Source organism: Clostridium sp. USBA 49, assembly GCF_900167505.1.
Taxonomy (GTDB): domain Bacteria; phylum Bacillota; class Clostridia; order Clostridiales; family Clostridiaceae; genus Clostridium_AT; species Clostridium_AT prolinivorans.
In genome coordinates this window covers 135,159-148,316 of the sequence record NZ_FUYD01000005.1, presented here as the reverse complement: position 1 = coordinate 148,316, position 13,158 = coordinate 135,159, and the positions used below count along the sequence as shown (strand labels likewise).

General features: G+C 28.7%; 9 protein-coding genes and 3 pseudogenes. 4 read left to right on the top strand and 8 right to left on the bottom strand.

Translation table 11 applies throughout. From position 1 onward, the window contains the following. Positions 1-5 precede the first annotated feature (5 nt). The gene (locus tag B5D11_RS06960; RefSeq protein WP_078682325.1) at positions 6-1,133 is read right to left on the bottom strand and encodes an ABC transporter ATP-binding protein; all 1,128 of its coding nucleotides are present in this window, start codon (positions 1,131-1,133) and stop codon (positions 6-8) included. Positions 1,134-1,396: 263 nt separating this feature from the next. Further along, a complete protein-coding gene (locus tag B5D11_RS06955) occupies positions 1,397-2,020 on the bottom strand; it encodes a TrkA C-terminal domain-containing protein (RefSeq protein WP_078682324.1) in 624 nt (207 codons plus the stop codon). Between the two features lie 269 nt (positions 2,021-2,289). Between B5D11_RS06955 and B5D11_RS06950 the strand changes: the two genes are divergently transcribed. After that, entirely contained in the window at positions 2,290-3,612 is a 1,323-nt protein-coding gene (locus B5D11_RS06950; RefSeq protein WP_078682323.1) for an LCP family protein, read from the top strand. A 33-nt stretch (positions 3,613-3,645) separates the two neighbouring features. Here B5D11_RS06950 and B5D11_RS06945 read toward each other — a convergent pair whose 3' ends face one another. From B5D11_RS06945 to B5D11_RS12930, 3 genes are all read right to left on the bottom strand, one after another. Beyond that, positions 3,646-4,650 (bottom strand): LacI family DNA-binding transcriptional regulator, encoded by a 1,005-nt coding sequence (locus B5D11_RS06945; RefSeq protein ID WP_078682322.1) that lies wholly within the window; start codon positions 4,648-4,650, stop codon positions 3,646-3,648. A gap of 387 nt (positions 4,651-5,037) precedes the next feature. After that, positions 5,038-5,556 (bottom strand): methylated-DNA--[protein]-cysteine S-methyltransferase, encoded by a 519-nt coding sequence (locus B5D11_RS06940; protein WP_078682321.1) that lies wholly within the window; start codon positions 5,554-5,556, stop codon positions 5,038-5,040. 87 nt (positions 5,557-5,643) lie between these two features. Further along, entirely contained in the window at positions 5,644-5,793 is a 150-nt protein-coding gene (locus tag B5D11_RS12930; protein ID WP_278320342.1) for an HTH domain-containing protein, read from the bottom strand. 336 nt (positions 5,794-6,129) lie between these two features. On the opposite strand from B5D11_RS12930, the pseudogene tnpA reads away from it, so the two are divergent. Continuing rightward, positions 6,130-6,436 (top strand): annotated as a pseudogene (gene tnpA, locus B5D11_RS06935) (IS200/IS605 family transposase); the annotation flags it as partial. Between the two features lie 658 nt (positions 6,437-7,094). On the opposite strand, the gene B5D11_RS06925 reads toward tnpA, so the two are convergent. Next, positions 7,095-8,147, bottom strand: a complete 1,053-nt coding sequence (locus B5D11_RS06925) for a hypothetical protein (RefSeq protein ID WP_078682319.1) — start codon at positions 8,145-8,147, stop codon at positions 7,095-7,097. Between the two features lies 1 nt (position 8,148). Beyond that, on the bottom strand, positions 8,149-8,868 hold the full coding sequence (locus tag B5D11_RS06920) for a YiiX/YebB-like N1pC/P60 family cysteine hydrolase (protein ID WP_242942254.1): 720 nt from the start codon (positions 8,866-8,868) through the stop codon (positions 8,149-8,151). 469 nt (positions 8,869-9,337) lie between these two features. Between B5D11_RS06920 and B5D11_RS06915 the strand changes: the two are divergent. Beyond that, positions 9,338-9,454, top strand: a pseudogene (locus tag B5D11_RS06915) (DUF2975 domain-containing protein); the annotation flags it as partial. A gap of 59 nt (positions 9,455-9,513) precedes the next feature. Beyond that, positions 9,514-9,579: pseudogene (locus tag B5D11_RS12810) on the top strand (transcriptional regulator); the annotation flags it as partial. A gap of 54 nt (positions 9,580-9,633) precedes the next feature. Here the strand turns inward: B5D11_RS12810 and ileS are convergent. Continuing rightward, positions 9,634-12,738 (bottom strand): isoleucine--tRNA ligase, encoded by a 3,105-nt coding sequence (ileS, locus tag B5D11_RS06910; protein ID WP_078682318.1) that lies wholly within the window; start codon positions 12,736-12,738, stop codon positions 9,634-9,636. Between the last annotated feature and the right edge of the window lie 420 nt (positions 12,739-13,158).

The following is a 13,158-nucleotide window of genomic DNA, read 5'->3' as shown; positions in this document are numbered from 1 at the left end:
ATATGTTATTCCTCCATTTCTTTATTGATGTATTGATTGCTTAATACAGTTAATAAACTACTCTTTGTAATAAGTCCAAGCAGCTTATAGTTATCATCTACCACAGGCATATATCCTACTTTGTATTCATTCATTTTATTTAAAATGTCTATAAGAGAATCTTCTTTATTCGCTGTTTTAACTTCTTTTTCCATTATTTCAGAAAGTTTTAAGCTTTTATTATCAGCTTTTCTAAGATCTTTTACAGTAACTATACCTTCTAAAATCCCATTTTTATTTATAATTAGAACACTGTCTACTTTATTTGATTTCATTATTTCCAAAGCTTGAAGTATAGTTCTATTAGAATTTGTTTTAATTGGTTCAAAAATCATAATATCTTTTGCTTTAATAAATTCAGGCTGTTTCCATATTCTATTTTTGCCAACAAATTCTTCTACAAATGCATTAGCTGGGTTTTTTAATATTTGTTCAGGAACATCAAATTGAACTATTTTACCTTCATTCATTATGCAAATTCTATCTCCAAGCTTTAAAGCTTCATCCATATCATGAGTTACAAAAACTATAGTTTTTCTAAGTTCTTGCTGCAGATTAAAAAGTTCATCTTGAAGCTGATTTCTTGTTATTGGATCTAATGCGCTGAAAGGTTCATCCATTAAAATTATATCTGGATTTGTAGCAAAAGCTCTGGCTACACCTATTCTTTGCTGCTGTCCTCCACTTAACTCGCTTGGATATCTGTCAATATATTCTTCTGGTTTCATTCCAACCATGTTTAAAAGTTCAATAACCTTTTCTTTTATGTTGTTTTCAGGCCACTTTTCTAATTTAGGAATAATACCTATATTTTCTCCAACTGTAAGATGTGGAAAAAGCCCTGTTTGCTGTATTACATACCCTATATTTCTTCTAAGTTCTATTGTATTTTGCTCTGATATATCTTTTCCATTTACATATATTTTCCCTGATGTGTTAGTAATCAATTTATTTATCATTTTTAAAGTTGTTGTTTTCCCGCATCCACTAGGTCCTATAAGAACTACAAACTCCCCTTTGTTTATTTTTAAATCTATTTCTTTTATTATGGCTTTATCTTTAAAATATTTAGAAACCTTTTTAAACTCTATCATAATTTCAACCTCCTTCAAAAGTAACAACTTAATTTTATTAAAAAGTTGTTACTTTATTTTAACATAAAGTTGTTACTTTGTAAACATTAGTACATAATTGTACTTTTCCTTTAAACTTTATAAAATAAAAAAATGTGCCAAGAAATCATTTTAATATACTCCCTTTAATGTAGGTAGATTTAAAAAAATCTGATACCTTAAGGGAACATATCATTTAAATTCCTTGACACAATTTTTACTTGACACAATTTTTATTTATAAATTTATTCATGCATAAAATTTTTTACTCTTTCATAAGAATTTTCATCGCCTATAACTATATATATATCTCCTTTATTAAAAATAGCATACGGTCCTGGAGATAATATTATTGTTTTATTTCTTCTTATACCTATAATAGTTGCCCCTGTGTTTTGCCAAAATTTCACTTCTCCTATAGTTTTACCTATTAATTTTGAATTATCAGGTACTTCTACTTCTATAGGCAAAAATGGATTAGAATTTTTAAATCTCTCTGAATAATCAATAAGCTTATCTATATATAAATTTAACTGTTCTTCAACCTTTTTTCTTTCATTTTGTAAATTTTTTATATCTTTTTTAAGTGATTCCATTGAATCTTTATCTTTAAATTTTTCTATAAATTTAAATGCTTCTTCTTTTGATTTTACAAATATTCCACTTCCTTGGATAACTTCTACTATTTTCATATCTTCTAATAGTATAACTGCTCTTCTTATAGTCTCTGGTGATACATTATATTGACTTGCAAGAGTAGATCTTCCATAAATTTTTGTACCAATTACAAATTCTCCCTGAGCTATTCTACTAGCTAAATCTATAGCAATCTGTTGATATACAGGCTTAATTATAGTATCTTGCGGCATTTTTACTCCTCCGTATTTTACTTATATCTTATTTAATAATATTATTACCACATATTAAAATTATTTTCAAATTATATATTTATAAGATTATTAAAATACTGTATAATATAAATGATTTTATTTAAAAAATAAATAATATTATATTTATTTTTATGCTTTTAACATATTAAAATTTTAATATGTTAAAAGCAATATTTGATAATGGACTTATTTATAAAAACTAATGAACTAAATATCTAATTTACTAATTTGAGAAAGAAGTGAACTATATGAATTTTTTAAAAAATAAAAAGACTAAAAAGATTTTATCTGTTTTTCTTGCAATTATTTTAATTTTAGGACTTTTTTTAGCAGGATATGGTTATTATCAATTAAACAAAATTAAAATAACCAAAATATCTAAAAGTAATGAAGATTTAGGCATAAATACAGATACTGAAAATGACCAAAAGGTAGAAATGGATGATGATATTGTAAATATTGCTTTATTTGGAACAGATAGAAGAAGTAAAGAAGAAAGAGCTAGAACTGATACTATTATGATAGCCACAATAGATAAAAAACATAGAAAAATAAAACTTTCTTCTATAATGAGAGATAGTTATGTAAATATAAATGGACATGGAATGGACAAGATTACTCACGCTTATTTTTTCGGAGGTCCTCAGCTTGCTATAAGAACTATTAACGAAAACTTTAAAATGGACATAAGAGATTTCGTTCTTGTAGATTTTTTTAGTTTAGAAAAAATAATTGATGCCTTAGGTGGATTAGTTGTAGATGTAAAAGATTATGAAGTAAAAAGTTTAAATGAATGTGTAAAAGAATCTGCTGCTTTGCAAAATGTTAAGCCTCATTATGTTACTTCTGGAGGAGTACAGCTTTTAGATGGTATGCAGGCAGTTGCTTATGGCAGAATAAGAAATGTAGGTAATGGTGATTATGAAAGAACTGATAGACAAAGACTTATTTTATCTTTAATTTTAGATAAAATTTCTGATGCAGGCTCATTAAAATTTCCTTATATTGTTTCTCAAATGCTGCCTTATGTAGAAACAAGTATGGATAAATCAACTATGTTAAAGCTCGGTTCTCAGGTTTTTGCAGGAAACATGATGAATATAGAGCAGCAGAGATTTCCTCTTATTAAAGCTTCAAGGGATATGACTATTGGTGGAGTTTATTATCTATGGCTTGATATAGATGCTACTGCAAAGCATATACATGAATTTATATATGATGATGTAATACCTGAGGTTAAGTCTTCTGATGAAATATCTACACCTCCATCATCGTCTTCTACAAAAAATAAAAAAACTACTTCAACTTCTAAAAAAACTACTTCTAGTTCTAAAAAAACTACTTCTAGTACATCTACATCAAAAAAAACTAATACACAAACTAATAATTTAAATACAAATAATGAAGTTAATACACAAAATAATAATAATGAAACTACTAATACTGAAATTAAAAAAACTACAGAATCTACTAATAATACTTTAAAAGAAGAACCTGTAGATAATACTAACTCTTTAGAGCAAAATCCTGATACAAATTCTGGAACAACTTCTGAAACAAAAACTCCTTAAACTTAAAATAAAAGTATGCAAATTTGCATACTTTTATTTTTTACAAGAATCTCTTTCAATTATTTGATGATTTAATACAAAATGATGTTGTACAAGTTCTGCTCCATTAATAAGCTTTATTAACATTCTCATGCCTACAGAGCCCATATCATACATTGGTTGAACAACCGTTGTAAGTTTTGGATAAAATATAGATGCACTATATATATCGTTAAAACCCATTACATCTACATCATCAGGAACTTTTATACCCTTTTCTCTAAGAGCATTTATAGCTCCCATTGCAAGTTCGTCACTTGCACAAAATACAGCATCTAATTCTACATCTTTACTGCTTAATATAGTATTAATTCCTTCATAACCATCATCAGCTTTTAAGCCGCCAAAATAACACAGTCTTTCATCAAGTTCTAGTCCATGTTCTTTAAGTGCATTTTTGTATCCAGAAAATCTAAAAGCAGAAGCATGAACAGCATCTTCATGTGTACCTATGTATGCAATTTTCTTATTGCCTCTATCAATAAGATACTTTGTAGCATCAAAAGCTGCTTTATCATTATTAATAGTTACACTAGGGAAAGTATTTGCCTTATCAGTAGTTTCAACTAAAACTACTGGCAGTTCAAGGTTCTTTATAAGATCAATTACTGCTGGTTCTAGTGAATTACTCATATAAAGCGCACCATCTACCATTTTTTCTTTTAATACTCTTAGATATTCCATTTCTTTATCTATATCTAAGTCAGTATTACAAAGTATTATATTATAGTTGTATATGTTAGCAACATCTTCTGCGCCTCTTACTATTTCTGGATAAAATTGATTGGATATATCTGGTATTATAATACCTATAGTTCTACTTTTTTGTGTCTTTAAGCTTCTTGCAACTATATTAGGTCTGTAGCCAAGTTTTTTTATTGCTTCTTGAACTTTCTTTTTGGTTTCTTCATTAACTACATCAACATCATTTAAAACTCTGGAAACAGTAGCAATAGATACCCCTGCTTCTTTTGCAACGTCTTTGATTGAAGCTGCCACAATATCAACTCCTAAATTATATTATATGTATATTATAAATTATAACCATAAAACTATTTTGTTACAAGTTAATCTAAACTATTTTTTATATATTATTTTATCCCTTTATATGAAATTTATTATAAAATTTTATATAATAAAATTTTTACTCAATTACCAGAACCTTAAACGCAGCAAAAAATATTTTATCATGATATAGCATAAAATCCAATACTTATTTTACTTTTTTTAATATTATATTAATTTTAAATGTAATATCAAATATCTTTAATCTAAAACTTAAAAGCTTATGCTAAAATTTTAGCATAAGCTTAAATCCTATATTACATTATAAATTTATTTTGGACTTGATTTCCATTTGTCTATTTGATTTTTCATAAGTATAAATCATGTATGATTAAATGATAAGTCCACTCCTTCATGAGTAAGTAGTTTAATCTTTTTATCAATACCACTGGCATAACCAGTAAGTCTGCCATTTGTTCCAACAACGCGGTGGCACGGTATGATGATGGATATAGGATTATGAGCAACAGCTCCTCCAACAGCCTGTGCAGACATTCTTTTCTTTCCCTGTTTTTTTGCAATTTGCTCTGCAATCTTACCATAGGTTGTCGTACTTCCATATGGGATTTCTTTAAGGATTTCCCACACACTCTGTGCAAAATCACTTCCAATTGGAGCAAGCTTAAGTTCGCTTATTGCTGGATTTTCTCCTGCAAAATAGCGATCAAGCCATTTCTTTGTTTTTTGGAATATTTCTAGCTTATCTCTCTTAATAATTTCTTCTTTCAAAGATCCAAGATAATATTTCTGTCCTTCAATCCATAAACCTATCAGTGCATTATTCTTAGCTGCAAGTAACATTTTCCCTAAAGGTGATTCATAATATGTTTTATATATCATTTTTTCACTTCCTTTATTTAGCATAGTGTTTTTATTTTAAAAATTGCACCTGCCTATTAGCCATTCTAATACTTTCTTTTTAATTTATCATGGTTTTATGAATTCATTGCTTGAGTCTTTAATATATTTGTCTATTGTTCTTCTATCACAGTTAAATCTTTTAGCTAATTTGCTTTTATTCAATACATCTATCTCCTCCTTAAGTAACTTTATTTGATTTAATACATCTTTTGGCATAATATCTCCAATCATTTTAGAAATATTATACTAGAAAAATGCACAAATCTATACATTTTGAGATTCTAATTTTTATGTATTTTTATTTTATCGTTTACAACCTGTCAGCATATATACACAACAATCCCCTAGATATTTCAGGCTATGAGAACAATGCTGAGAATTATCGCTTTTCAAGCCTTGCAGTATACCTAGGTTTAAAGTGTTAACCGTCCCTTATCCTTATCCCTATCCTTGATAAAATACAGATATAAAGACTTGTTGAGGTATCTGTAATGGAAAATGTGACAATACACCAGTAGAAAGCTTTACTGCTTACTACTGGATTTATTGTATGTTGAAATAATTGAAGCAAATGCATGCACAGATCATATACACATGCTTGTAAGTATGCCACCAAAATTAAGTGCTTCGGTATTTGTGGGATATCTCAAGGGTAAGAGTTTGCTCATGATTTTTGATAGACATGCAAATTTGAAGTACAAGTATGGCAACATGCAATTTTAGTGCAGAGGATACTATGTTGATACTGTAGGAAGAAATAAGAAGATAATAGAAGAGTATATAAAAAAATCAGATACAAGAAGATATATCATATAAACAAATGAGTTTGAAGGAGTATATTGACCCATTTATGGGTTAACCAGTAAATAAAGGCAAAAATAGAGCACCTTTTAGGTGCAGTCAGTAAAGATATGCAGTTGGCAAAACGTTCAGTGTGAGAGTAGCACACCCAGTAAACAAAGCCTTATAGGCGAAGAGCAAGCCACCAGTTTTACGGGTGATCCTGACTATATCAAATGATAAATCAAAAATGAATACGGAAATTTTTAACGCTTACCTCTTTTTTAAGAAAAAATCTCCTACAAAAGTTCCAATAAGTGCAATTATGGTATAAATAAAGCACCATATTAAAAATGTAATGTTAAACATAAGAATAAGCATAATAAAATATGTTACAAAAATAATGCATAATATAATTATTCTATTAGATATTATTTGCCGAAGCAAAATAGATGCTATAAAAGTTATTATTGGTAAAATTGTAATTACAATTCCAATTATTTTGGTATTAGTGTCAATAATATGCATATTCTTTCTTACCTCGCTAAAAACAAAATTTTAACTCTCTGGACAAATACCTTTCACAACATGTGAATGAATTGTTTCTTTTTTAAAGCATAATTGTTTTTAATAAATATGCTTTGACAGTTTATTTTTATCATAACATATTATTTAGTTATTAAGCTAAAAATATAAGACATTATTTAATTTAGTTTTTACCTTTTAAAACAATCTTATCATTTAATTATAAAAAAGCCTTGATTTCTGTAATCATTTTTAGTACATTTGATTTCAATTTTATTATATAATTTAAATGTAGTTGGATCATATATGTAAAGATTATTATCATCAAAAATATATAATTTATCTTTATATATTTCCATTTGATTAAGATTATGTTTAAAAGGCATATATTTTATATTTTTAGAATTCACATCGACAACCGAAAGAACATTCCCTTTTTTAGACATAGGATCAAATTGAGATATTAAAATAGTTCCATTGTATTGTTTTACTTGCCATGGAAAGTCTTTGTTTAAATTAATACTAGTAATTTCATAATTATTCAAATTTAGTTTATATAAACTTGTTGAAGGTGTCGAATCATCATTCTTAGTTCCAGTAGTAAAAAACATATTACTTCCCATAAACATACTGTCCCATACATATATATCTCCATTAACTTTAATATTTTTTACTACTCTAAAAGTTTTTAGATTAATTATACTTACCTCTAGACTAAATGTTTTTTTATCAGGAGGTACAATCGTACTAAAGACGTATAATAAATCATTTAGTAAATTGATATGTGTTACCTGTCCTTGCAACTGTAATGTATCTTCGATAGACATAGTTTTTTTATTATATTTGCTAATTATTGAACTACCAACAGGACTATGAGAAGTGAATATATACTCATCATTAGCAGTTATAGACCATATTCCATATGCTATTTCATAGGTCTTATAATTATTTTCATTTAAATTCACTTCTACTACCTTATTGCTATGATTTGTATAGCCTCCTAAAGAATTCATATAAGCTTTACATGAACTTATTATTGGATGTATAAACCCCGAGTTTATGTCTGGGACTTTTATTCTTTTTTCTCCCAAATATTCACCATTAAAATTATATAGTTTCAAATAACTTATATTATTATTAGTTGATGTCTGAATTGCTGCTATATTAGCATCATATATTTTTATTTCTTTATTTGTACAACCAGCTAAAGATATAATACATAACATAAATATTGTGCATATAGCACGTTTAAATTTCTTGTCCATTTTATTTTGAATATACTATATAAGTATTATTTGAATTTACTAAGTCAACTGGCCATACAATACCACCATCATCATCTGTATTTATCCCGTATAGATCCTTAAATGCAGCCCATACTAAATGAGAACAATAGAAAGAGCTTCTTATACTAGTGTTCCAAAAGTTCCAATTATATGGAAGCGACACTTTTGCACGACACCAATTTGAAGCTTCATTATCTTGGCTAGCTGTTGTACCTCTAGTTGTAACACCATATACACTTTTATACCGTGTATTCCAATCATTAGGTTTTGTTTGAACACCACCATTTGGGAAAGATTCTACCGTAGTAGTCGACGTCCATATTATACCAGCATGTCCTGTTCCAATTCCAGAAGAAACACCATCCGTTGTTACAAGTATTACACCATATCTAGTAGGATATGTACCTGTACTACTAGTAGAAAATATACCATCAGAGCGAAGAGAACTCTTAGGATCTACAAAAGAACCTTTTTTACCCTTTATTAATTCTTCTAATTTTATTTGCTTCTCAATTGCAAGCTGTTGTTCATATTTAAATTCAGCAGTATCTTTAATTGATTCATTTCCAACTACTGTGCCAGCAGCACTTACATGAACTGTGAATGTAGCAACAACTAATAAAAATACTCCTAGTGAAGTTTTAACTTTCTTCACAATTTCCATCCTAAATTTCTTTTTCTTAAAATAACTTAATTTCATATATACAAACCTCCATACCCTAATTATTATACTCTAGAACTCTCCTACATAATAATAATAATAATAATAATAATAATAATAATAATTGTCAATATTTTCTTTGTTATTTTTTCCCTTTATATGAGTTTTTAGTTAAATTAATTAATTATTTGTTGGGCATTGGGACGGTTAACATCTAAAATATCTTATTACTTTCCACTGACAGATATCTAATTAGCTTGTCAGCATATATACACACAACAATCCCCTAGATATTTTAGGCTATGAGAACAATGCTTAGAATTACCGCTTTTCAAGCCTTACACTCATTTCTTTTATTATCTTTAGTACAATACTAGGTAGTCTTTTTATTAAATCATTTATTTTTTACCATCTACAATACACACCGTAGTAGTTTCTAAGGCTTAATCATTGCTATTTGAATGAGAATTAATAAACAAAGAAAGTTATCCCATAAAATCTCCACATAGCGCTTCCTCTTATTTTCATTTTTATATCAATGGTGATTGCAGTTTTTGCCGCTGTTCTTCAAAAACTTTTAAAGGAAGCCATAAAAATAAAATCCGAAAACGACTTAACTGTTTAAAAGCTAAAAATTAATAATTTTTATGTGCAAATTTAGAAATACAGGATGAAAATTACATTATGGCTATTATAATTAATATTGATGTAATGCTGGCTAAAAGGGGAATGAGTGTAACAGAACTTTCAGCGGCGCACCAAAAGAAAGAGTATACAGCATCTTTGCTATATACTCTTTCTTTTTTATTTAACTACTTCAACAGCTAAATTTAATTTTTCTCCATTAATATTAGCTTCATTATATTCTCTATCAGCATCATAAATTACTTCTACTGCAAGAGTTTCTTTTTTAATATGATTTTCAAACTTTTTAATTATATTTTCTAAATTTTCGTTATTAGCTACATAAAGATTGATTTTATCAGCTACTTCAAAGCCGCTCTCTTTTCTCATGTTTTGAACTTTACTTATAATTTCTCTTACATGGCCTTCTTCTTTAAGTTCTTTAGTTATATGTGTATCAAGAACAACTCCTATCTGCCCTTCTCCTGCAAAAGCATATCCTTCAAGTCCTTGCATAGTTATAAGCAAATTATCACTGTTAAGTTCTATTTCTGTTCCTTGAACATTTATAACTACAGTACCTCCATTTTGAATTGTTTGAGCAAGCTCCATCTGATTTCTAGATGCAATTTCTTTTCTTATAAAAGGTATAAGTTTGCCATAAGTTTTACCAAGCACTGGGAGGTTTGGCTTGATTTCGAAGTTAACATATTTAGAAAGATCTGCTCCAAGCTCAAGTTCTTTTATATTAAGTTCATCCTTTATAATATCGCTATAATATTCTGGAAGTATTTTTGTGCTTAAAAGCATCTTTGATAAAGGCTGTCTGTTCTTTATGTTAGCAGAATTTCTTGCACTTCTTCCAAGTTTAACTACACTATAAGCTAAATCCATTTCTGCCTCTAAATCTTTATCTATAGCATCTTCATTAACTTCTGGCCAATGACAAAGATGAACACTTTCTGGAGCATTTTTATCTAAATTTACAACTAAATTTTGATATATTTCCTCTGTTATAAATGGTACAAACGGTGCTGCAACTAAAGTTAAAGTTTTAAGAACTTTATAAAGTGTTACATAAGCTCCTATTTTATCATCTGTTAACTCTTCAGTCCAATATCTTGATCTATTTCTTCTTACATACCAATTAGAAAGTTCATCAACAAAATTTTCTATAGATAAAGCTGCTTGAGTTATTCTATAATTTGATAAATGCTCATCTACAGTTTTAATTAAAGTGTTAAGCTTAGATATTATCCATCTATCCATTACATTTTGGCTTACAAAATTTTCATATTTTGTTGGATCAAATTGATCTATTTCAGCATACAAAACATAAAAAGAATAAACATTCCAAAATGTGCTTAAAAATTTTCTCTGAGCTTCTATAACTGCTTCTTCATAAAATCTTGATGGAAGCCATGGTGCACTTGCGGTATAGAAATACCATCTTGTAGCATCAGCACCTTCATTATCAAGAACAACCCATGGGCTTAATACATTCCCCTTATGCTTAGACATTTTAAGCCCATTCTTATCAAGTACATGACCTAAAACTACGCAATTTTCAAATGGATTTGTATCGAAAATTGCAGTTGATATAGCAAGTAGTGTATAAAACCATCCTCTTGTCTGATCAACGGCTTCTGATATAAATTGTGCTGGAAAATTAGCTTCAAAAATTTCCTTGTTTTCAAAAGGATAATGATGCTGTGCAAATGGCATAGAACCTGAATCAAACCAGCAATCTATAACATCTGGTACTCTCTTCATTTCTTTACCACAATGAGGGCACTCTAAATATACATTATCTATATATGGCTTATGAAGCTCTATATCTTCTGGTACATTTTTACCTTTAGCTCTTAATTCTTCCTTGCTTCCTATCATTTCTCTATGGCCACATTCACATTCCCAAATTGGAAGTGGAGTTCCCCAATATCTTTCTCTTGAGATTCCCCAGTCTATAACATTTTCAAGGAAATTGCCCATTCTTCCAGTTCTTACATTATCAGGGAACCATTTTATTTTATTGTTATTTTCTAAAAGTTTATCTCTAAGAGAAGACATTTTTATAAACCAAGATTCTCTTGGATAATATAAAAGCGGAGTATCACATCTCCAACAAAATGGATATGAGTGAGTAAAGCCTTCAGATTTATAAAGTATATTTTTTTCTTTTAAATATTCTATTATTTTAGCATCAGCTTTTTTTACAAATAATCCTGCCCAAGGCTCTACTTCAGGTACAAATTTCCCTTCAGAGTCTACTAAATTAATAAGTGGCAAATCATATTTCTTACCCATTAAATTATCATCTTCACCATAAGCAGGTGCTATATGTACTATACCAGTACCGTCTGTTAAAGTAACAAAATCTCCATGAATTACATAAAAAGCTTTTTTATCAACTTTAGCAAACTTGAACATTTGCTCATATTCAAGTCCTAAAAGTTCCTCTCCTTTAAATTTTCTAACTATTTCATATTCACAATCAAGTTTGCCTAAAAGTGCTTCTGCAAGTATTAAATGCTCATCATGATGAATAACTTCTACATAATCATAAGATTTATTTACGGCTAAAGCCACATTACTTGGAAGTGTCCATGGAGTTGTTGTCCAAACAAGTATATACTTATCTTGCCCTTTAACCTTAAATTTAACATACACAGAACTATCTTTAACATCTTTATATCCTTGTGCAACTTCATGAGAAGATAATGCCGTCCCACAACGTGGACAATATGGAACTATTTTATGGCCTTTATATATAAGCCCTTTTTCCCACATTTGTTTAAGTGCCCACCATTCTGATTCTATATAATTATCATGATAGGTTACATAAGGATTTTCCATATCTACCCAGTATCCAACTCTTTCAGTCATTTCTCTCCACTGCTCTACATAGGTAAATACACTGCCTTTACATTTTTTTATAAAATCTTCAACCCCATATTCTTCTATTTGCGGTTTCCCTGAAATTCCAAGTGATTTTTCAACTTCAAGCTCTACTGGAAGTCCATGAGTGTCCCATCCAGCTTTTCTTAAAACTTTATAGCCTTTCATAACTCTATATCTTGGTATAAGGTCTTTCATAACTCTTGTTATAACATGACCTATATGAGGTTTACCATTTGCTGTTGGAGGTCCGTCATAGAATGTAAAATATTCACCATCAGGATTCATATCAAAATTCTTCTTAATTACATCTTTTTCTTTCCAAAGCTTTAATACATCTTTTTCCATATCAACAAAACTCTTTGAAGAATCTACCTTTTTATACATAACCTCGACTCCTTTCACATATTATTTAGATTATTTACATATTTGGCTGAAAAAACTCATATAAAATAAAAAACCTCATCCCAAAAGGACGAAGTTAAACTTACTATACCACCTATGGTTCAAGCACTGACATACTCTATCCTTTAACGCAGGATTACGGATGCACTTACTATTAAGAAAATACATATATATTTATACTAAAGCATTTTCTAAAACATATTTCAGCTCTCAGCTCAGAGGTGATTTTCCTTAAAACTTCCCTGCAGGTTTTCACCTTAAAAGCACAAATCATTATAAGATAAATAATATCAAAAATAAAGTGCTTTACTCCTGCTCTCTGTAAGTTCCGTAATTAAGTACTTTTCCTCTTCAAAGCCTTTATATTATTCGATATTATTTTATTACAGCTTAAGCAAATTG

Excerpts from the sequence above, each read along its gene's own strand:
- B5D11_RS06960 (WP_078682325.1), bottom strand. The coding sequence starts at position 1,133 with ATGATAGAGTTTAAAAAGGTTTCTAAATATTTTAAAGATAAAGCCATA.
- B5D11_RS06955 (WP_078682324.1), bottom strand. The coding sequence starts at position 2,020 with ATGCCGCAAGATACTATAATTAAGCCTGTATATCAACAGATTGCTATA.
- B5D11_RS06950 (WP_078682323.1), top strand. The coding sequence starts at position 2,290 with ATGAATTTTTTAAAAAATAAAAAGACTAAAAAGATTTTATCTGTTTTT.
- B5D11_RS06940 (WP_078682321.1), bottom strand. The coding sequence starts at position 5,556 with ATGATATATAAAACATATTATGAATCACCTTTAGGGAAAATGTTACTT.
- B5D11_RS12930 (WP_278320342.1), bottom strand. The coding sequence starts at position 5,793 with ATGCCAAAAGATGTATTAAATCAAATAAAGTTACTTAAGGAGGAGATA.
- B5D11_RS06925 (WP_078682319.1), bottom strand. The coding sequence starts at position 8,147 with ATGGACAAGAAATTTAAACGTGCTATATGCACAATATTTATGTTATGT.
- B5D11_RS06920 (WP_242942254.1), bottom strand. The coding sequence starts at position 8,868 with ATGAAATTAAGTTATTTTAAGAAAAAGAAATTTAGGATGGAAATTGTG.
- ileS (WP_078682318.1), bottom strand. The coding sequence starts at position 12,738 with ATGTATAAAAAGGTAGATTCTTCAAAGAGTTTTGTTGATATGGAAAAA.